17 protein-coding genes are annotated in these 19,998 nt (G+C 63.7%); 10 read left to right on the forward strand and 7 right to left on the reverse strand.

From position 1 onward, the window contains the following. Positions 1 to 272: 272 nt before the first annotated feature. From C5N93_RS28180 to C5N93_RS28190, 3 genes are all read right to left on the reverse strand, one after another. Positions 273 to 1,070: a transporter substrate-binding domain-containing protein gene (locus C5N93_RS28180; protein ID WP_242561893.1), complete on the reverse strand. Its 798-nt coding sequence runs from the start codon at positions 1,068 to 1,070 to the stop codon at positions 273 to 275. Between the two features lie 544 nt (positions 1,071 to 1,614). Next, entirely contained in the window at positions 1,615 to 2,070 is a 456-nt protein-coding gene (locus C5N93_RS28185; RefSeq protein WP_069343577.1) for an HU family DNA-binding protein, read from the reverse strand. A gap of 381 nt (positions 2,071 to 2,451) precedes the next feature. Continuing rightward, entirely contained in the window at positions 2,452 to 3,573 is a 1,122-nt protein-coding gene (locus C5N93_RS28190) for a hypothetical protein (protein ID WP_242561869.1), read from the reverse strand. 404 nt (positions 3,574 to 3,977) lie between these two features. Between C5N93_RS28190 and C5N93_RS28195 the strand changes: the two genes are divergently transcribed. Then, a complete protein-coding gene (locus C5N93_RS28195) occupies positions 3,978 to 5,261 on the forward strand; it encodes a sugar MFS transporter (protein WP_242561870.1) in 1,284 nt (427 codons plus the stop codon). Here C5N93_RS28195 and pagP read toward each other — a convergent pair. Next, positions 5,237 to 5,890: a lipid IV(A) palmitoyltransferase PagP gene (gene pagP / locus C5N93_RS28200; protein WP_174981216.1), complete on the reverse strand. Its 654-nt coding sequence runs from the start codon at positions 5,888 to 5,890 to the stop codon at positions 5,237 to 5,239. The genes C5N93_RS28195 and pagP overlap by 25 nt on opposite strands. A gap of 790 nt (positions 5,891 to 6,680) precedes the next feature. Between pagP and C5N93_RS28205 the strand changes: the two genes are divergently transcribed. Next, on the forward strand, positions 6,681 to 7,625 hold the full coding sequence (locus tag C5N93_RS28205; protein WP_039403844.1) for an acetaldehyde dehydrogenase (acetylating): 945 nt from the start codon (positions 6,681 to 6,683) through the stop codon (positions 7,623 to 7,625). Positions 7,626 to 7,659: 34 nt separating this feature from the next. Beyond that, positions 7,660 to 8,679: a 4-hydroxy-2-oxovalerate aldolase gene (gene dmpG / locus C5N93_RS28210; protein WP_069343574.1), complete on the forward strand. Its 1,020-nt coding sequence runs from the start codon at positions 7,660 to 7,662 to the stop codon at positions 8,677 to 8,679. Between the two features lie 191 nt (positions 8,680 to 8,870). On the opposite strand, the gene C5N93_RS28215 is transcribed toward dmpG, so the two are convergent. Next, positions 8,871 to 9,665: an IclR family transcriptional regulator gene (locus C5N93_RS28215; RefSeq protein ID WP_069343573.1), complete on the reverse strand. Its 795-nt coding sequence runs from the start codon at positions 9,663 to 9,665 to the stop codon at positions 8,871 to 8,873. Beyond that, a complete protein-coding gene (locus C5N93_RS28220) occupies positions 9,665 to 10,618 on the reverse strand; it encodes a flagellar brake protein (protein WP_242561871.1) in 954 nt (317 codons plus the stop codon). The genes C5N93_RS28215 and C5N93_RS28220 overlap by 1 nt, the downstream gene beginning before the upstream one ends. Positions 10,619 to 10,908: 290 nt before the next feature. Between C5N93_RS28220 and C5N93_RS28225 the strand changes: the two genes are divergently transcribed. Next, positions 10,909 to 12,546, forward strand: a complete 1,638-nt coding sequence (locus C5N93_RS28225; protein WP_242561872.1) for a hypothetical protein — start codon at positions 10,909 to 10,911, stop codon at positions 12,544 to 12,546. A gap of 37 nt (positions 12,547 to 12,583) precedes the next feature. On the opposite strand, the gene C5N93_RS28230 is transcribed toward C5N93_RS28225, so the two are convergent. Continuing rightward, a complete protein-coding gene (locus C5N93_RS28230; protein WP_242561873.1) occupies positions 12,584 to 13,786 on the reverse strand; it encodes an ammonium transporter in 1,203 nt (400 codons plus the stop codon). Between the two features lie 456 nt (positions 13,787 to 14,242). On the opposite strand from C5N93_RS28230, the gene C5N93_RS28235 reads away from it, so the two are divergent. The 6 genes from C5N93_RS28235 to C5N93_RS28260 form a co-directional block, all read left to right on the forward strand. Next, positions 14,243 to 14,542, forward strand: coding sequence for an antibiotic biosynthesis monooxygenase family protein (locus tag C5N93_RS28235; protein ID WP_069343718.1), 300 nt, complete (start codon positions 14,243 to 14,245; stop codon positions 14,540 to 14,542). Between the two features lie 225 nt (positions 14,543 to 14,767). Next, on the forward strand, positions 14,768 to 15,499 hold the full coding sequence (locus tag C5N93_RS28240; RefSeq protein ID WP_242561874.1) for a FadR/GntR family transcriptional regulator: 732 nt from the start codon (positions 14,768 to 14,770) through the stop codon (positions 15,497 to 15,499). 77 nt (positions 15,500 to 15,576) lie between these two features. Beyond that, on the forward strand, positions 15,577 to 16,989 hold the full coding sequence (locus tag C5N93_RS28245; RefSeq protein ID WP_150723551.1) for an FAD-binding oxidoreductase: 1,413 nt from the start codon (positions 15,577 to 15,579) through the stop codon (positions 16,987 to 16,989). 146 nt (positions 16,990 to 17,135) lie between these two features. Next, positions 17,136 to 18,026: an amidohydrolase family protein gene (locus tag C5N93_RS28250; protein WP_242561875.1), complete on the forward strand. Its 891-nt coding sequence runs from the start codon at positions 17,136 to 17,138 to the stop codon at positions 18,024 to 18,026. Positions 18,027 to 18,177: 151 nt separating this feature from the next. After that, a complete protein-coding gene (locus C5N93_RS28255; protein WP_242561876.1) occupies positions 18,178 to 19,407 on the forward strand; it encodes an MFS transporter in 1,230 nt (409 codons plus the stop codon). Between the two features lie 144 nt (positions 19,408 to 19,551). Continuing rightward, positions 19,552 to 19,998: electron transfer flavoprotein subunit beta/FixA family protein (locus tag C5N93_RS28260; protein WP_242561877.1), on the forward strand; the 447-nt coding region annotated here is incomplete at its 3' end.

Consider the following 19,998-nt stretch of genomic DNA (forward strand, 5'->3'; position numbering starts at 1 on the left):
TTTACGATATATCTAAATTGCATCGAAAGCAAAACTATTTTTTCGATGACCTTGAGGTCAGTAGGGGAAATGACGGTAAAACGGGGCGTGCAGGGGTGTTCGACGTGACGGGAGGTATATCGAATTCGTCAAAAACTATATCGAAATGACGATTTCGATACGATCTCGATATCCGGTGAGCGGATGGGGAATGGGTGTGCGCCGCCGGATGGGTGTCCGGCGACGGCATGGTGTGGCAGCGATGAAGGGCAGCTGGGACGCCGGCAGGCTATTTATGGCAACTGCGGCAAGTCCGTCTGAAGCCACTTTCGGTAGAGCTTGTTCAACTCGCCATTCGTCGTGTTGCGTGTGACGAAGTCGTTCACGCTTGCCAGCAACTCCGGCTGGTTGGGGCGCATGGCGATCCCCATCGCCTGTTGCAGCAGATTGAACTTCGGTTCGAACTGGCCGGGCGCACGCGTATTGATCACGTTGGCGACCGTCACCGAACAACCGATGGCATCGACCTGACCGGAGAGCAGCGCCTGCATGGCGGCGGCGTCATCGTCGAAGCGGCGAATCTCGGTGCCTTCCGGTGCTGTCTTGGTGACGGCGGTGTCCTGCGTGCTCGCGCGTGCCACGCTCACACGCAGTCCTTTCAGATCCGCAGCCGATTTGATTGGCGTGCCTTTTTTGCCGAGTAGCAGGATCGTCGCCGCCGCATAGGGCTTCGAGAACTGCACTTGTTTGGCGCGCTCGGGGGTGATGGCGAGCGAGGCGACCAGAACATCCACCTTGCCGGAGAGCAGATACGGAATGCGGTTCGGTCCCGTGACCGGCACGATGTTGACCTTCACGCCGAGGTCTTTGGCCAGCAACTTCGCGACGTCGGCATCGTAGCCGTCGGGCTGCGCCTGCGCGTTTGTGGTGCCATACGGCGGGAAGTCGATCAGCATGCCAACGTTGATCGTGCCTTTCTTCTTGATGTCGGCAACGGTCTGCGCGTGTGCGGGCGTGGCGAACAACGAGACGGTGCCGGTGAGCAGACTGCCGAGTGTGCCGCCCAGCGAGCCGACGAAACTGGCGGGCATGGCCGTGACGCCGAGCGTGGCGAGGAAGTTGCGACGTGACAGGGTAGCGGCGTGGCGCGTTGATTCCGGCAATGCGCGATGTGCGTTCGGATGCACTGGCGACGTCTCGCCCTGCGACGGGTGACGCGAGAACTTGCGGGTCATGCGGATCTCCTGAGTTCGCGAAGACGTCGCCAGTGGCGAGCATGTCGTGTGCGCTCGTGCCCGTTCCTATGACGCGGGGTGACGGATGGCGACGGGGGTGTCCCGAGCGATGGTAGCGGCCGGTTCGGCAGGCGTCCACTCCGCAAAAACCCCAGAGAAAACCCTGATGACGATGTGGATGACGGGGCGCGTCGAGGTTGTTGAGGATGACGAAATCAGTCGTCGCGATCCGTCTTCGCATCAGCACGCGAGACGATTGCAGGGAGACAAGCCGCAACCGAAGATGAAAATTCCGGACGAAAAAAAACGGTGCCGAAACATCGGCACCGTCTTCAGGAACTGCTGTCAGCGTCTGACCGTTCGCGCTGCGGTGAAGCTCACCGCGGCACGAGGGCAAGATTTACTGGGCGGCGTCCTTGACCTTCTTCAGCGGGCGAACCTTCACGCGCACCGAAGCCGGCTTGGCCGGGAACCAACGCTCTTCACCCGTGAACGGGTCCTTGCCGAAACGCTTCGCCTTGGCAGCGATTTGTTGCGACGTGACCTTGAACAGGCCGTGCAGCGTGAATTCGCCTGCGCCCTTCTTGTGCAGAGCGCTGACGATCGTGGTTTCGAGAGCGGCGAGCACAGCCTTGACGTCCTTGACGGCGACAGCCGAGGTTTCGGCGATGTGTGCTGCGAGCTGGGTCTTGTTGAGTGCTTCCTTGATCGGCGAAACCTTAGCGGCTGCCTTCGGAGCCGCCTTCGGGGCTGCCTTCGGTGCTGCTGCCTTTTTCGCTACCGGAGCCTTCTTTGCTGCCGGAGCCTTCTTCGCCACAGGGGCCTTCTTTGCTGCTGCTTTCTTTGCCGTTGCCATATCGATCCAATCGATGAGAATAAGAAAGTGCCGTCGGAGAACGGCCACCCGAATGTTACGTCTTGCTGCGCCGACGATTCTACCTAAGAAATCGCTTTATGCGAGTAGTGCGCGCATTATGTTGCGCGCTTGCCGCACAAGGCTGAGCGGCGTTCGCGGTGCATTTCGATCGGGTTTCGATTCGTTACGTTCGCACTGTCGTGAGGACCTGCCGTGCAAGGGCGTGTGTCACTCGATGCATTCGACGATCCGGACTCGGGTTTTCGCGCACATTCCGACGCACCTTTCGACGCATTTTTCGACGCGAATTTTTATGGGATTTTTGTGCGATGCCGACGATCCCGCACGCTGTCGCACGAGACCGTCATCGCCTGAAAACCCTCAGAAACGCTGCATTTCGCAGGTTTCGCAGCGACCGTCGCCGTTACACCAGGCGTCGGTGAGGGTCGTGCCGTCGGCACCGAAAGTGATGTCGTGTTTCGCACCGTAGCTGCCTGCGAGTTGCAGACGATCGCCCGCAAGCGTGCCCTGCACCGTGGTGTGAACATTGGGTTCGACGTCGTCGACGCTGCCCGTGACCTGCGAGCCATTGAGGGCGAGTGCCATCAGACGCGTCATCGGTTTGCCGAACAGTCCCCACCACGGCGGTGCATTCGTGCACAGGCCGCGCCAGCGTCCCGACGGATTCACCAGACGCAACGGCGCAGGCGCGCTGGTTTGAACCAGGCTTTGCGCGTTGGGCGGAATCGGCGGCGTGACGATCGTCGTGCCGGCAGGGGCGGGCGCATTGATGGCGGCGACGTCGCGCGCGACTTCAGGTGCGTTGGCGTTCGCCGTGCTCGTGGCGTTTACGGCATTGAGCCCTGCCGTGTCGCCGATGGTGCTCGGGAGTGGCGTATCGGGTGTCGCTGTCGCGGCGATGCTCGCATTTTGCGCGGCGGCGGCCGGCGGCGCGTAGGTGGATACGGCCGGTGTCGGCGCGGGCGGTGCCGTCGGCAAGGCGGGCGCGGGCGCCACGCTGAAGGTGCCGGGCGCGCCATCGACACGCACCATGTCGGCGCTCAGACCGTCGTTAGGCACGGGCGCTGCCGCCGCGGCGCACACGTGACACGACATGTGCGAGAGGCTGTTGCGGGTGAGCGGGCGCGTGCCGTACAGGCGCTGACTGCCTTGTGCGCCGTCACGCAGAATCGTGACGTAAGGCGTGTCGTCGAGCTGGTAATCGACCTTGGCGCACGACGGTGCGTCGGTCTGCAACGTGACGTCGGCGGAAAATACGCCGTTGAGCGCGCGCGTGGGCAACACCGACACCGACGCCGAACAGTCCGCGATGATCTGCGCGCAGTTGCATGCGGCGGCCGGCGCGCGGGACGTACCCGAAGCTCCCGAAGTCCCGCCTGATTGTGCGTATGCCGAGCCGGCCATACCGGCAACACCGGCCACGCCGAGCATGCCGGCGACGAGCCAACCTGTCGCTTTTCCCAAAGATTTGAAACTCCGCATGATGATTCCCCGAATGTTGCGGCATGTCCTATGCTGCGGATGGTCGATCAAAAGACGTCGGCTGACAAGCGTCGAAAGCGGCGAAAAACAAGGGATAACGGGCCCTTTTCGAGCGATGCGGATGCCACGGTGAACATCGGGGCGTCACGCAAAATTCGGATTCCTCTCGTATCCCGGTATCAATAGTGCGGTCTACACTGCATGAACTTGCCCCCTTCATTGAGCTTTCAACGCGCGTCTGCCGTTGTCCACTGGAGCCATGCATGCCCGTCGACCGCACGCCTGATCCTGCTGCTTCACCGGATGCCTCACCGGCTTCCCCGCCTGCCTCACCCTCTGCTGCTACTGCGACCTCTGGGGCCAGTCGCGCCGCCGGTTGTTCCGTGGTGTCCATGACTTCCCCTATGCCTTCCGCGAATCGCGTACTCGCGATGCTCGCGACGCTTTTCTTCGCAATGGGGCTCATTACGTCGCTGAACGACATTCTGGTGCCTCACTTCAAGGCCGCCTTCGATCTCACGTATCGCGACGCGGCACTCATTCAGTCGAGTTTCTTCGCCGCCTATTTCGTGGTGTCCTACCCCGCCGGGCAATACACCGCGCGTGTCGGCTACCGGCGGGCGCTGGCCAGCTCGCTTTGGCTGGCCGGGCTCGGCTGCGCATTGTTCTTTCCGGCGGCGGCGCTCGTCTCCTATCCCTGTTTTCTCGCAGCGCTCTTCGTGCTCGCGAGCGGCATCACCTTGTTGCAGGTCGCGGTGAATGCCTATGTCGAGACGCTCGGCTCCCGAGGCGAGGCGGCAAGCCGTCTCACGCTGGTGCAGGCGTTCAACTCGCTGGGCACCACGGTCGGGCCGCCGCTTGCGGCACTCTGGATACTCGCGCCGCAGGTCGGTGCCGCCACTTCGGCGAACGCTCACGCCGTCGACTCTGTGCGTGCGCCCTACGGCGGGCTCGCCGCGATACTCGTACTCGGCGGGCTCGTCCTGTGGCGTCTCACGTTGCCGGAACAGCGCGACAACGATGCGTCGCCGCCGGGCGTGCTCGGCAACGTACGCGAGCTGTTGGCCCACCGTCCATTGCGTTACGGCATCGTGGCGCTATTTCTTTATGTCGGCGCGGAAGTCAGTATCGGAAGTTTTCTGATCGTCTATCTGACGCAGACGGATACGGGGATCGTCGATCACGCCCATGCGAGCCGGTATCTGGCGTTCTACTGGGGCGGGGCGATGGTCGGACGTTTCGTCGGCGCGTGGTTGCTGCGCAAGGTATCGCCGGGGTGGATGCTGGGGCTGTGCGCGCTCTACAACCTGACGCTGATTCTTGTGTCGATGGCGTTGTCGGCGTCGTTCGCCATGTGGTTGCTGCTGGCGTGCGGTCTGGGCAACGCGATCATGTTCCCCACGATTTTTTCGTTGTCGGTCGGCGGGCTCGGGGCGCGTGTGAGCGAGGGCGGCGGACTGATCTGCATGGCGATCGTGGGCGGTGCGGTGCTGCCTTATCTGCAAGGCGCGCTGGCGGATGGCGGCGGGATCGTGCTGTCTTTCCTCGTTCCTGCGCTGGCTTATTGCTATATCGCCGGGTTCGGGGCGTGGTGCACGCGCACCATGCCCGAATCAGGCCCGCCGGCTGCGAGCGAGGCCAAAGACGCGCCGGCGTCGCCCGATCAGCCCGGCTTGCCGAACGTGTAGCGGCCGAAGATGAACAGCACGTTGCCGTTGCCCTTGCCGCCGGGGACATAGGCCGTGGCCACTGCTGCACGTCCGAAGCCGACTTCGGCGAGCGGCAGCGCGGCGGGGAAGGGCACGCCGCCGAGCGTGTCGGAGCGCGACATCAGAAACACGGTGTAGCCGAGGCCGAAACGCACGGGGCCCGCATTCGCCACGTTCCATATCCGTCCGTAACCGGCCATCGGCGACCAGTCGTTATGTGAGTCCTTGAATGCCATCGCGTACAGCATGCGCGAGCCGTTCTTGCCGTCGGACAGCACGCGTCCGTAGCCGAGACCCCACGGATTCTCATTGAACTGGTCGATCTTCTCGCGGGTGTACGCAAAGCGAAGGTGATGCGTGTGCAAGGGGACGTAGAGATCACTGGCGCCTTCGGTCGCGATCTCGCGAAACTCGTCGGCGATGGCGCCCGTCCAGGTAGCGATGACGCCGGGCGAGTCGTCTGCGCGTGCCGCGAGCGGCGACAACAATGTCAGCGCGAGTGTCGTTGCGACCAACGGGGTGAGGCGGGAAGTCCGGGAGAGTAGGGCAAGCGATGCGACGGAAATCGATGGCGCGAGCCGCCCGGTGAGTTGGGGGTTCGTTGTCATGGTTGAGTGAAGCTTGTTGCGAAAATAGCGTCGCGCTTGCGCGTCGACACGGTACGCGCGGTACATTGAACGAGCGATTGCCCGTGTGCCCGGCGGGCGAGCACCGAAGCTCGGCATCGGCAGCGTTCAATGTCTATCGTCGCGTGTGGACTAGACCGTGTGCCCTGTATGAAGTTCTGATAGCTGCGCTTTTGCGTCATTTCCCAGCGCTGTTCAATCATTGCGCTGAAACTGACTGAACCTGCTGCGCGACAAACAAGTCCTTTTGCGTCAACGACATACCTCGGATATCGACGCGTTATTCACCGGGTTGTGAACATTTTCTGTGGATAACGCGGGGTCGCGCTGCCGTGCCCGTGCATTCGATCACTCGCTGCTAGCTCGCCGATGGCTGCCGTGCACCGGCAGGCCAACATGCCTACGCTTTGGCGCAGCAAATGCGCGCGACATTTTTTCTCCTTCCGATCAAGCACTTGGGATAGCTGTCCGCGAGTTGTCCACTGGCTTGCAAACAGATTCTGTGGATAACGAAGCGACTCGCCAACCCGCGTCCCGCCTCGATTTGCAGCACCTGGCCCAACTTTCGCGCGCGAGAAATCTTCCCTGTCGGATCAGTCACTTGCGATGCTTTTCCGCAAGTTATCAACGGGCTTGTGAACAAAAAATGTGGATAAGCTCGCCATTTTCAAAATCTCAATATATGGGATTAATGTTTACATATTGACATTTAAGTTGTCGCGGAATTACGATGCGGCTCATACCGGTGGACGGACACGTTCAGGAGACGACAGTGACGGAACGACGCAAACAGAAAGTAGCGATCATTGGCTCGGGCAACATCGGCACCGACCTGATGATCAAGGTGATGCGCAACAGCGAGCATCTGGAAATGGGCGCGATGGTCGGGATCGACCCGGCCTCTGACGGTCTGGCACGTGCCGAGCGTCTGGGCGTGCCGGTGACGGCAGGCGGCATCGATGGCCTGCTGGCCATGCCCGGCTTCGAGGACATTCGCATCGCCTTCGACGCGACGTCGGCGAAAGCGCACGCGCATCACAACGAGTTGCTGCAAGCGCGCGGTGTGCAGGTCATCGACCTGACGCCGGCGGCGATCGGCCCCTACGTGATTCCGTCGATCAACCTCGACGCGCATCTCGACGCCCGCAACATCAACATGGTGACGTGCGGCGGTCAGGCGACGATTCCGATGGTCGCGGCGATCTCGCAAGTCGCGAAGGTGCACTACGCGGAGATCGTGGCGTCGATTTCGAGCAAGTCGGCAGGCCCGGGCACGCGTGCCAACATCGACGAGTTCACGGAAACGACGTCGAAGGCCATCGAGGTGCTGGGTGGGGCGTCGCGCGGCAAGGCGATCATCGTGCTCAATCCGGCCGAACCGCCGCTCATCATGCGCGACACCGTGTTCGTGCTCTCCGAGCCGGGCGATCAGGCTGCCATCGAAGCGAGCATTCAGGCGATGGTCGACAAGGTGCACGCCTATGTGCCGGGCTATCGCCTCAAGCAGAAGGTGCAGTTCGAGCTGTTCGACGCATCGCGTCCGCTCAATGTGCCGGGACTGGGCAAGCTCACGGGTCTGAAGACCTCCGTATTCCTCGAAGTGGAAGGCGCCGCGCACTATCTGCCGGCCTATGCGGGCAACCTCGACATCATGACCAGCGCCGCGCTGGCCTGTGCCGATCGCATCGCCGCCACCCGCCTGGCGCTCGCGGCCTGAACGTCGCACGCGCTAACAGGAGACACACACCATCATGACGCAGAAAAAGCTCTATATCTCCGACGTGACGCTGCGCGACGGCAGCCACGCGATTCGTCACCAATACAGCATCGCTAACGTAAAGGCGATTGCGGCGGCGCTCGACAAGGCGAAGGTCGATTCCATCGAAGTGGCGCACGGCGACGGCCTCGCCGGATCCAGTTTCAACTACGGCTTCGGCGCGCACACCGATCTCGAATGGATCGCCGCCGTGGCCGAAACCGTGACGCACGCCAAGGTCGCCACCTTGCTGCTGCCGGGCGTGGGCACCGTGCATGACCTGCGCGAAGCCTACGACGCAGGCGCGCGCGTGGTCCGTATCGCCACGCACTGCACTGAAGCCGACGTGTCGCGTCAGCACATTGCCTATGCCCGCGAACTCGGCATGGACACGGTGGGCTTCCTGATGATGAGCCACATGACCACGCCGCAGCACCTGGCCGAGCAGGCCAAGCTGATGGAGTCGTACGGCGCACAGTGCATCTATGTGGTGGACTCGGGCGGCGCACTGGGCATGACCGATGTGCGGGACCGTTTCCGCGCGTTCAAGGACGTGCTCAATCCCGAAACGCTCACCGGCATGCACGCGCACCACAACCTGAGTCTCGGCGTGGCGAACTCCATCGTCGCGGTGGAAGAAGGCTGCGATCGCATCGATGCCAGTCTGGCGGGCATGGGCGCAGGCGCGGGCAATGCACCGCTGGAAGTGTTCATCGCGGCGGCGTCGCGTCTGGGCTGGAACCACGGCTGCGATCTGTACACGTTGATGGATGCGGCCGACGACATCGTGCGTCCGTTGCAGGATCGCGCCGTGCGTGTGGATCGCGAGACACTGGCGCTGGGGTATGCGGGCGTGTATTCGAGCTTCCTGCGCCACGCGGAAGCGGCGGCGGCGCGTTACGACCTGAAGACCGTCGACATTCTGGTGGAGCTGGGCCAGCGTCGCATGGTGGGCGGTCAGGAAGACATGATCGTCGACGTCGCGCTCGACCTGCTCAAGCGTCGTGCTGCCTGAGTGGCAGTACGAGCGGGCGACGAAGCAAGACAAAGACAGATCGATGGAATAGGGTGACGCGCCGTTCCGGCGTCTCCCGGTACCGTTTAGGTACCCCATGTTTTACCCAGGCTTACCCACGTAGTCTTGGCATCTCGGTGCCGATGCCGGCCCCTCGTCAGACGGGCCGGTTTTTTTATGGGCGCGGGCTTTCAGGCGTGAACGTGACCCGACCAGCCGAGCTGACGGCTGATCTGCGCGGCGGCATTTTTCACGCTCGGCACGAGTTCCTGCATCCGCTCGCGGCTCATGTACTTGGTCGTACTCGACACGCTGATGGCGGCGACGATGCGTTGACTGGCGTCATAGACCGGCGCGGCCACGCAGCGGATCTGCGGGGTGTCGTCTTCCAGATCGAACGCATAGCCGTGACGCGCGTAGTCGTGCATGCGTGCGAGCCACGCCGCCGTATCCACGGGGTGTGACGGCACCTGCGTCTGGTAGTGCTCAAGCTGCGCGCGCCATTGCGCTTCGTCCTGATCGAGCAGCAGTGCCTTGCCGACGCCCGTCACGCAGATCGGTTTGCGTCCCCCGATACGAGAGCTGATCTCCACGGCGCGTTGTCCGGGCAATTTGTCGAGGTACATGACCTCCCAACCGTCGGCAACGGCTAGATGCACCGTATCCTGCGTTTCGCCAGCGAGCGTTTCCAGCGTCGGACGCGCCACACGCGGCAAGTCGATCTGGCGATACGCCAGAAATCCCAACTCTATGAGCTTGTTGCCGAGCCGATAGCCGCGACGCGGTTCGAAGCGCAGGTAACCGGCGTGCACCAGTGCCGACGCAATCCGGTGTGTGGTCGACAGCGTGATGCCGGTGTGCGCCGAGAGCGCGGGCACGGTGTCGACTCCGGCGGCGACGGCCTCCACGATGTCGAGGCCACGGAACAGCGTCTGGCTGGCGAGAGTGCGCGGACGCTCGGCCTCGGGAGCCTTCGTCTTGGCCATCAGGCGCCTCCGAGCGCGAGCAGACGCTCGTACACGTAGCACTTGAGCGCGACGTAATGCGACGGTTCCAGGGCGGGCAGTTCGATGCCGTGCAGATGGCCGTCGTCGCCTTGTTGCACGCCACGAATCGTGCCGGTGGCTTCGATGGGCATGTCGATGTCGCCCACGCGCACGCGGAACGCCAGTTTCACGCTGTCACCTTGGGCGCCGAGTGCCGCATCGGCGAGCAGCGACACACCTTCGGCGCTGACGTCCTGCAACAACGCCAGATGTTGGGTGTCGGCGACGCCGACCGAGGCGACCAGTTTGGCGGGCACGCGTTGCGAGCGGCGCAACACCTTGCGGCGGATCTGCGCGGGTGCCGAGAGCACGATGTAATCGAACGGCAGCCGTTCCACGCGCTCGACCGTGCAGACGAAGTGATAGATGTCTTCGCCCGAAAACGTCCACAGTTCGAGCCGTTCGCTCGCTTGCAGGGTCGGTGGGGCAGCGCGACCGGTCGGTGCGGTCACGAACAGCATCTGATTCGGCGAATGGCCGATCACGCGCGTGCGTACACGTTGCGATCCTGCGCCGGGCGGCAATTGAATTTGCAGCCAGTCGCCGGGACGCAGATTGAGGTCGGTGAGTGCGTACTGGGGCGGTGTGGCCCCCGTCGCCGCAGGGGCCGTGTTGTCAGTGGGGACTTGCGTCGCCGTCCCGGCATCGGTGTCGGCGACCGTTGCGTCGTCCGCGCCGAGGTCCGCTACCCGGTGCGGGGCGAACGAGGTGAACAGCCAGTCGCGTCCGGCCTGTGTCGGCACGATATCGCCGGCGGCGAGCAGCGGCTCGCCGTTGCGGTCGACGATGGCCCACGGCAGCGCTTCGCCGAGCGGGATCTCGTCGGGCGTCAGCGGCACGAGGGGCAGGCCCGAAGGCAGCGCAGCAGACGCTTGAGCAGGTGTGTTGGTCATAGGGCGAAAGTCTACCGCGACGCATTGGCACTTGGCGAGAGGGGACGCGTCTCCTCTCGCCCGGAATGCGCAGGAGTCGCGCACAAGTTGCGTAAGTGGGTACTCGCTGGGGTGACACGCATTCGCCTCGTCCTGCGCGTGGTGGCGCCGTCGTGTCGGGGCTTGCGCGCGTGCCCGCCCGACAAGGCGCCGCGCGTTCGATGTCGTCTGCCTATAGTCGACGGTTTTGGTCGGCGGCGTTGGACGATGGTTTGCCGACGCGCCCGACGACGTTCTTGCAGGAGGATGCGATGTGGGACCAACAGTGTGCAGGCGCGAGCGGCTGGGGGCCGGACTGGGGCATGCGGCAGCGGCCGGAAGTGGGGATCGAGCTGGCGGGCATGCGCGAGGACGCGGCGTACCAACGTGCCGAGCGCGCGGACTTCGGTACCCGGCTTACGCGCGCATCGAATGCTGCGTTGAACACGGCACGACATGCACGGATGGACGGCGTGCCGGTGGCGACGCATCGCGTTGATCCGGCGTTGGCGCGCGCGTTCGCCAAGGCCTGGGCGGGCTTGTGGGCGACGACCGGACCCTGTCAGCATTTCTATCGCAAAGAGTTCGAACTCGCGCATGCGCGGGATGGGCGTCTGGCGCAGACCGGACAGCGTGTGGCCGCGATGTTGGCGCCCACTCACGGCGTCGCGTCGACGCCGTCCCCCGAAGTGGCGGCCGAACGTGTCGGGGCCGAGATCGCGTCCTGGCTGGAGACGATCGCTGCTACCGGGCACCGGGGATGGCACTTCCGGGCTGCGCGCGACGCCATGTCGCTCGTCGGCAATCTGTCGCTGCTCGCGATCATTGCGGCGTGTTTCCATCAGCGGCAGGGGCAGGCTCAGCAAGCGCAGGACACGACCGGCGAGCCGTCGCTTCATGGGGCAAGCGACATGGCGGCGGCGAATACGCCGTTCGGCATCCCGTGGGCGGACTGGACGTTGCTGGCGTTCGAAGGTGTGAAGGGAGTACTAACTCAGTCGTTGGGTTCGCCGACGCTGATCCGTCATCATGCCGTGGACGAGGTGCTCAAGCGTATGGAGGCGGGGTGCCGTCTGCTCGAAGCGTGTGTGGTGTTGCCGTCTCCTGCGGCGACCACGTCGTGGCGCAACACGCTCGGCAAGTTGACCCATTCCCGCGACGTCGCAACGCTGTTCACGTTCGCCAATACGGCAATCCCGCCGGCGCGGCTGGGGTTGTGGATGCCGTCGTGGTTCACTGGCCCGTCGCCCATGACAGACGGATACCGGGGCATCTTGCGCGTGGCGGGTCTGATGCTCGACTCGTGTCGCGCGGTCACGAGCCTGCTCGGCACGTGGGCGCGCAACGAAGCGTTCACGCATGACGCCAAACGTCTCACGCAGCGCTGGGAAACGCTCCACGCCAGGCTGGCGCACGTTTCGCCGGACGACGTCGCGACGATGCTCGATCGCGTCGCACGCGTGACGCAGCTCGCCCGCCATTGCGACACGCCGCTGCTGGCGAAGCTGGCATCGCACACAACGCTGCGCGAGTGCTTACTCACCTCGCGCCATCCTTTGTCGGCCAGTCAGATCAAGGCCGCGTGCAGCGAGTTCGACGTGCCGTGTCATGCCTCCTGTGTCGACGGTCTGAACTACCTCAGTCTGCATCCCGCCGAGAGTCCCTGGGGGCAGCGCTGGACCGGCGACGCATGGGAGAGCGGCAGCGCGACTCCGGTGCGTGCGACCTATCGTCTGCTGCTGCTCTATCAACACTGGAGCGCGGCGCTGCTCGAACGCGTTGTGGGCGCGTCGGGCTGCGCCGGTGGGCAAGAGGCGCCGTCCAACAAACCATCGGATACCAAATCATCTGACGAACAGTCGACGCAGCGCGACGCGACTTACGTCGATATCCAGTCGACGTGGCTGTGAGCGCGCGCCGATTCGGTCACGCGACCTTCGCGATGCCTCACCAGTTCGTCTCGCGCTCGGGCGTTGCGGTGATCTTGTGGATCGAGAGATCGGCGCCGTAGTACTCCTGCTCGTCGTCGAGCCGCAATCCGCTCACGCGTTTGATGACGCCGTACACGACATAGCCCCCGGCAAAGGCGATCGCCACGCCCATCAGCGTGCCGACGACCTGCGCGATGAAGCTCACACCGCCTAGACCACCGAGCCATGTCTGGCCGAAGAGGCCTGCGGCCAGACCGCCCCAGATGCCGCATACGCCGTGAAGCGGCCAGACGCCGAGCACGTCGTCGATGCGCAGACGGTTCTGAGTCACCGTGAAGAGCCACACGAAAAGACCGCCCGCCACAGCGCCGACGACCAGCGCGCCCAGCGGATGCATGACGTCCGAGCCGGCACACACGGCGACGAGCCCCGCGAGCGGGCCGTTGTGGATGAAGCCGGGGTCGTCGCGGCCGACCCACATCGCGACGAGCGTGCCGCCGACCATCGCCATCAGCGAGTTCACCGCCACCAGACCGGAAATTCCGCCCACGCGCTGCGCGCTCATGACGTTGAAGCCGAACCAGCCGACGATCAGAATCCACGCGCCGAGCGCGAGGAACGGGATCGACGACGGCGGATGTGCTGCCACCTGACCCTGCCCGTTATAGCGTCCGCGACGCGCCCCGAGATGCAGCACCGCTGCCAGCCCGATCCATCCGCCGACTGCGTGCACGACCACCGAACCCGCGAAGTCGTGGAACGGAGCGCCAAGCGTTCGTGTGAGCCAGTCCTGAATGCCGAGGTGACCGTTCCAGGCAATGCCCTCGAAGAACGGGTAGATCACCCCGACGAGGAAGAACGTGGCCACCGATTGCGGGTGGAACTTGGCGCGCTCGGCGATGCCGCCCGAGACGATGGCCGGGATCGCGGCGGCGAACGTCAGCAGGAAGAAGAACTTGATCAGCGCGTAACCGTTGTGCTCGGACAGCACGGTGGCGCTCGACCAGAAATCGACGCCGTACGCGAGCGGATAACCGATGAAGAAGTACGCGAGACCCGAAACGGCGAAGTCAGTCAGGATCTTGACCAGCGCATTGACCTGATTCTTCTTGCGGACGGTGCCGAGCTCTAGAAACGCAAAGCCGGCGTGCATGGCGAGAACCAGGATCGCGCCGAGCAGCAGGAACAGCACGTCGCCGGGTGTATTGGAATTGGGCATGAATGTGCTCTTTTGGTGCAAACGTGAGGAGAAATGAAGATATGCAAGAGCGATGCCAGATTTATTTATCACTTTGATTTACATGAGGGTTTTGTCTGATGATTCGATGCCGTGGGAGATTTGGTGCACGTTCATGGTGCTCTCATGCGCTGCAATGATCGATCGTCGTGCACGCACGGTTGCCTGACCGATGGCGGGCGCCGTGAAAGCGTCGGTAGGGGATGGGCGATGGCGCACGCGATGCGTGTCACGAACGCGCGGTATAGAATCGAGCGTTCTCGCGGCAACGGGGCGCTACTCCGGTCCGTTGCCGACGATTCCGCGACGACGCCGAACCCCGGCGGGCCAACACGCGGCGCAAGCGAGCAAACAGCGAACGCAGAAAACAATGGCGATGTTGCATCGGATCGCAACATCGACAACCGCACGACCACGGACAAATCTCAGAGGAAAACCATGATCTTTGAAATCGCCCAGATCGAAGTGAAGCCCGGCAAGGAAGCCGAGTTCGAACAAGGTGTCGCCAAGGCTGCGCCGCTGTTCAAGGGCTCGAAGGGCTGCCACGGCATGCGTCTGCTCAAGTCCATCGAGCAACCGACGCACTACAGCCTCGTCGTGACCTGGGAAACGCTGGAAGACCACACGGTGCACTTCCGCAACTCGGAAGCTTTCGCCCAATGGCGCGCACTGGTGAGCGAGTGCTTCGCATCGCCGCCGAACGTCGGCCACGTGACGGAAGCGCTGATCGGCTTCTGAGTCCCGTTGCGATCGACGTCGATCGCGTACGAATGCGGACGTCGAGCTAAGGCATTCCGGGCACCGAAGGCGGCGACGGAGCGAGTCTCCGTCGCCGCTTTTGCTTTGCTGGAAAAAGTGAGGGGGCGCGACGCCCGACAGATGAGATCAGGGTTAACGCGATATCTCTCAAGAAAAGTTTTCAGATAACATGCAAACCTGAAAAGTATCGGACGATCTGAACGCATGGCTGCCAAACCCAGGACCCTGACCGAGCAGGTTGCACAGCAGTTGCTGGACGCCATCCGGCAGGGCGTGTATCCCGTCGGCACCAAACTGCCGACCGGCAAGCAGCTTTCCGAGACGTACGGGGTGAGTCCCGCCGTGATTCGTGAGGTGACGGAACGGCTGCGCGCGCAAGGGTTGATCGACAGCCGTCAGGGCGCGGGCGTGACCGTGAAGGCGCGCACGCCGCAGAGCGGGTTTCAGGTGCCGGTCGGACAAAATGCCGCCGACCTCGCCAGCGTCTACGAGCTCCGTCTCGATCTGGAAAGTACCGCCGCAGCGCTCGCCGCCGTGCGTCACACCGACGACGACATTCGGGAGCTTGAAAGCATTCTCGGGAAGCTGGAGACGAACCTCTATCACGCGGAAAACGGCGTGGAGTTCGACACCGCCTTCCACGTCGCCATCGCACGCGCTACGCACAACCGCTATTACTCCGATCTGCTGCAATACCTGAACCTGCAAATCCGTCAGGTCGTGCAGGCGGCGCGCACGAATACGCTGCGCCACGAAGGGCTCGCCGCGCAGGTGCATCAGGAACACCTGGCAGTCTTCAACGCCATCAAGGCGCGCGATCCGCTGCTCGCCAAAGCGGCGTCGCTCTCGCATTTGTTGCGGGCATCTGCGCGGCTTGGGCTGACGCTGCCCGGGCGCGACATCATCACCGGCGCCATTGCGCCGATCCAGCCGTGAACCTGCGTGAATCCTGCCTGAGCGTGTGTGCTTCCTCAGACGCCATCCCCACACCGTAACCCCCGACGCGTGAACCTATGACCATCACCGCTTTCGCTCAACGCCTGATCGACGCCATCGGCGCCGACAGCGTGCTCACTTCCTCCGACGACATCGCGCCGTGGCTCGCCGACTGGCGCGGCATGTATCGCGGCCATGCGCAGGCCGTCGTACGTCCGCGTACGACGCAGGACGTCGCCAACGTGCTCGCCCTGTGCCAGAGCACTGCCACGCCGGTCGTGCCGCGCGGTGGCAACACCGGGCTGTGCGGTGGCGCCACGCCCGACAAGTCCGAGCAGAACGTGGTGCTGAGCCTCGATCGCATGAACGCCGTGCGCAGTCTCGACACCATTGCCAACACATTGGTCGCCGAAGCCGGTTGCATTCTCGAAGACCTGCAACGTACCGCGCGCGAGGCTAACCGGCTGCTGCCGCTCAGCCTCGCGGCCGAAGGTTCGTGCCAGCTCGGCGGCAATCTTGCGACGAACGCCGGCGGCGTGAACGTCGTGCGCTACGGCATGACGCGCGAGTTGGTGCTCGGTGTCGAAGCCGTGCTGCCGAATGGCGAGATCCTTCATGGTCTGCGCACGCTGCGCAAGGACAACACCGGATACGACCTCAAACAACTGCTGATCGGCTCCGAGGGCACGCTGGGCGTGATCACGGCGGCGGCGCTGCGTCTGTATGCACCCACGCCGGTGCGTCAGGTGGTGATCGCGGCGGTCACGTCGCCCCGTCAGGCGCTGGAGCTCTATGAGTTGCTGTTCGCCGAATGCGGGCCGCGCATGCAGGCGTTCGAGTTCTTTACCGGCGAGTGCGTCGATCTCGTCATGGCCCACGTGCCTGGGGTGCGTGCCCCGTTCGGCGAGCGTCATGCCGGTTACGTGCTGGTCGAGCTTGCCGACACGGCCGACGAGCAGGCACTGAACGCTTTGCTCGAACGTGTGATCGAGACGGCCATCGAGCGCGATCTGTGCGCAGACGCCGTGGTGTCGTCCACGCTCGGTCAGGTCGAGGAAATGTGGAAGCTGCGCGAGGAAATCTCCGAGGCACAGCGCGCCGACGGGCCGCATCTGAAGCACGATGTGTCGCTGCCGATCGAATGCATCCCCGAATTCATGACGAGCGCGGAAGCGCGCGTGCGTCGCGTGTGCCCGCAGGTGCGTCCGTTCATCTTCGGCCATTTCGGCGACGGCAACCTGCACTACAACCTCTCGCGTCCGGCGGGCGAGCCGGCCGACTTCATGGCGAAGCACGGTGAGGCGATCACGGCCGAAGTGCTGGACGAAGTCGCCCGCTTTGGTGGCAGCATCAGCGCCGAGCACGGCATCGGGCAGCTCAAGCGTGACTACTTCGCGAAGTACAAGTCGCCGCTGGAATTGCGTCTGATGCGCGAGATCAAGGCTGTGTTCGATCCCGCTGGCATCATGAATCCCGGCAAGCTGCTGTAACGCTTCATTCTCGGGCGGACGCCGGCACGTTGGTGCTCAGGCGGCTGTCCCGGGTCGACGGTTTCGCTTTGACCTTTGCCTGACGTTTTTACCCGGCGTGAGCCCGACGTTGTCACGGTCGCCCTCGCGCCTCCTGAGGAGTCGACATGACCGTAACTTCCGCCGCCGCAGCGCCGCTGTGCCTTGGGCCGCTGCCGGAGATCGATCCACCCACGTTCGAGGTGCCGCGCGGCGCCGTCGACACGCATGCGCATGTGGTGGCCGCGAGCGATGCGTATCCGATGGTGCCAGAGCGCAGCTACACGCCGCCACCGGCGCCTGAAGACAAGTACCTCGCCATGCTCGATGCCACGGGCATGACCTATGGCGTACTGGTGCAGATCAGCGTCTACGGTACCGACAACCGCTACATGCTCGAGACGCTGCGCCGTCACCCGGATCGCCTGCGCGGCATCGCCGTGGTGTCGCCGGATGTGACCGATGCCGAACTCGAAGCCATGCACGCAGCAGGGGTTCGCGGTCTGCGCATCAACGTGCTGTTCGGCGGTGGTATCGGTTTCGCGGCGATGGAGACGCTGGCGCATCGCATCAAGGACCTGGGCTGGCACATGCAATTCCTGATGGATGTGAATGCGCTGCCCGAGCTCATGCCGCGCATGACGTCGCTGCCGGTGCCGGGGATCGTCGATCACATGGGGCATACGCCCGTCGCGCAAGGACTGGGCTCGCCGGGCTTTTCGGCGCTGCGCTCGCTCGTGCGCGATCACGGATACTGGGTCAAGCTCTCGGGCGCGTACCGTATCAGCGAGCGTTTCCCGACGTTCGACGATGTGACGCCGTTCGCGCAGGCATTGATCGAGGATGCGCCGGACCGCATGGTCTGGGGGAGCGACTGGCCGCACGTGTCGCTCACGCGCATGCCGAACACCGGCGCGCTGCGCAATCTGCTGCCGCAGTGGGCGCCGGACGTCGGCACGCGGCGTCGTATTCTCGTAGACAACCCGGCCCGCTTGTACGGTTTCCCGAAGACCGACTGAGGCCGAACTGGCGTACACGGCTTTGCAGGCCGCTGCCCAACCACTTTGCCACCCGACGTTCTAGGCGGCGCGGAGGGTGCGGGAAGGGCGGTTTACCGATATCGGGCGCATGTCGCGCTCTCGCTGTTCCCGAGGTTCAAGAGGAGACAAGATGAATTGGTATCGCCAGATGAACAAGACCGAGCGGCACACGTTTGTTGCCGCGTTCGGCGGGTGGGCGCTCGACGCGCTCGACTTCATGGTGTTCACCTTCGTGATCTCGACGCTGATCACGGTGTTCAGCATCGACAAGGGGCAGGCGGGCATGCTCGCGACCGTCACGCTGCTGTTCTCGGCCATCGGTGGCTGGCTCGCGGGTGTGCTCGCGGATCGCTACGGGCGGGTGCGAATCCTTCAGGTAACGATTCTGTGGTTCTCCGTCTGCACGGTGCTCATCGGCTTTGCGCAGAACTTCGAGCAGATTTTCGTGCTGCGCGCGTTGCAGGGCCTGGGCTTCGGTGGTGAGTGGGCCGTCGGCTCGGTGCTCATGGGCGAGATCGTGCGCACCGAATATCGCGGGCGTGCCGTGGGCACGGTGCAAAGCGGCTGGGCCATCGGCTGGGCGGTGGCGGCGCTGTGCTACACGGCGTCGTTCTCGTTCCTGCCGGAGGAGTATGCGTGGCGCGTGCTGTTCTGGATCGGGGTGATTCCGGCGTTGTTCGTGCTCTTCATCCGCAAGAACGTGCCCGAACCGGCATTGTTCGAGCGCACGCGCAAGCGCGAAGAATCCGCCGATAAACGCACGTCGGCATGGGCGATTTTCTCGCCGTCGCTGATCAGGACGACGGCGCTCTCGGCGCTGCTGTGCACGGGCGTGCAAGGCGGGTACTATGCCGTCACGACGTGGTTGCCCACGTTCCTGAAGACGGAACGGCATCTGTCGGTGATCGGCACGGGCGGCTACCTGCTCGTGATCATCCTCGGATCGTTCATCGGCTACCTGACAGGGGCTTATCTGACGGACCGGCTGGGTCGCCGCGCGAACCTGCTGATCTTCGCCGTGCTCTCGGGCGTGAGTATCTACGCTTACACGCAAATCCAGTTGACCAACGATCAGATGCTGATCCTCGGCTTCCCGCTGGGGTTTGCGGCGTCGGGCATTTTCAGCGGCATGGGCGCATATCTCACGGAGTTGTTTCCGTCGGCCGTGCGTGCGAATGCGCAGGGCTTCGCGTATAACTTCGGACGCGGCATCGGTGCGTTGTTTCCGAGTCTGGTCGGTTATCTGGCCAAGACGAGCGGTCTGGGTACCGCGATCGGCATGTTTGCCGGTGGCGCCTATTGCGTCGTGTTGATTACGGCGTTCCTGTTACCCGAGACGAAGGGACGCGAAATCGAGTAACGTCGGGAGTGAGTTCGCGGACCGGTGCGCGAGTGAGTGTGCGCGGCGGTTCGCAAATGGATGGCAGGTCATTTCGTATCTTCGAGGGCGGCGAGTGCCGTATGACGGCAGGCCGCCCGGTTTTTTGATTCAAGGGAGTTCCGCATGAAGGTCTTGGTACCGGTCAAACGGGTAGTGGATTACAACGTAAAAGTTCGCGTGAAGAGCGACGGCACGGGCGTCGACATTGCGAACGTGAAGATGTCGATGAATCCGTTCGACGAAATCGCAGTGGAAGAAGCGGTGCGCCTGAAAGAAGCGGGTGTGGCGACGGAAGTGATCGCGGTGTCGGCGGGCGTGACCCAGTCGCAGGAGACGCTGCGCACGGCGCTGGCGATCGGCGCGGATCGCGCGATCCTGATCGAGTCGGACGAAGAATTGCAGCCGCTGGCCGTGGCCAAATTGCTTAAGGCCATCGTCGAGAAGGAGCAGCCGCAACTGGTGATCCTGGGCAAGCAGGCGATCGACGACGATTCCAACCAGACGGGGCAGATGCTTGCGGCGCTCACGAAGCTGCCGCAGGCGACGTTCGCCTCGAAGGTGACCGTCGCA

It is taken from the genome of Pandoraea sp. LA3 (assembly GCF_022696215.1).
Classification (GTDB): domain Bacteria; phylum Pseudomonadota; class Gammaproteobacteria; order Burkholderiales; family Burkholderiaceae; genus Pandoraea; species Pandoraea capi.

Bases quoted from the DNA above. Each gene is read 5' to 3' on its own strand.
- C5N93_RS28180 (WP_242561893.1), bottom strand. From the start codon at position 1,070: ATGCCCGCCAGTTTCGTCGGCTCGCTGGGCGGCACACTCGGCAGTCTG.
- C5N93_RS28185 (WP_069343577.1), bottom strand. From the start codon at position 2,070: ATGGCAACGGCAAAGAAAGCAGCAGCAAAGAAGGCCCCTGTGGCGAAG.
- C5N93_RS28190 (WP_242561869.1), bottom strand. From the start codon at position 3,573: ATGCGGAGTTTCAAATCTTTGGGAAAAGCGACAGGTTGGCTCGTCGCC.
- C5N93_RS28195 (WP_242561870.1), top strand. From the start codon at position 3,978: ATGCCTTCCGCGAATCGCGTACTCGCGATGCTCGCGACGCTTTTCTTC.
- pagP (WP_174981216.1), bottom strand. From the start codon at position 5,890: ATGACAACGAACCCCCAACTCACCGGGCGGCTCGCGCCATCGATTTCC.
- dmpG (WP_069343574.1), top strand. From the start codon at position 7,660: ATGACGCAGAAAAAGCTCTATATCTCCGACGTGACGCTGCGCGACGGC.
- C5N93_RS28215 (WP_069343573.1), bottom strand. From the start codon at position 9,665: ATGGCCAAGACGAAGGCTCCCGAGGCCGAGCGTCCGCGCACTCTCGCC.
- C5N93_RS28220 (WP_242561871.1), bottom strand. From the start codon at position 10,618: ATGACCAACACACCTGCTCAAGCGTCTGCTGCGCTGCCTTCGGGCCTG.
- C5N93_RS28225 (WP_242561872.1), top strand. From the start codon at position 10,909: ATGTGGGACCAACAGTGTGCAGGCGCGAGCGGCTGGGGGCCGGACTGG.
- C5N93_RS28230 (WP_242561873.1), bottom strand. From the start codon at position 13,786: ATGCCCAATTCCAATACACCCGGCGACGTGCTGTTCCTGCTGCTCGGC.
- C5N93_RS28235 (WP_069343718.1), top strand. From the start codon at position 14,243: ATGATCTTTGAAATCGCCCAGATCGAAGTGAAGCCCGGCAAGGAAGCC.
- C5N93_RS28240 (WP_242561874.1), top strand. From the start codon at position 14,768: ATGGCTGCCAAACCCAGGACCCTGACCGAGCAGGTTGCACAGCAGTTG.
- C5N93_RS28245 (WP_150723551.1), top strand. From the start codon at position 15,577: ATGACCATCACCGCTTTCGCTCAACGCCTGATCGACGCCATCGGCGCC.
- C5N93_RS28250 (WP_242561875.1), top strand. From the start codon at position 17,136: ATGACCGTAACTTCCGCCGCCGCAGCGCCGCTGTGCCTTGGGCCGCTG.
- C5N93_RS28255 (WP_242561876.1), top strand. From the start codon at position 18,178: ATGAATTGGTATCGCCAGATGAACAAGACCGAGCGGCACACGTTTGTT.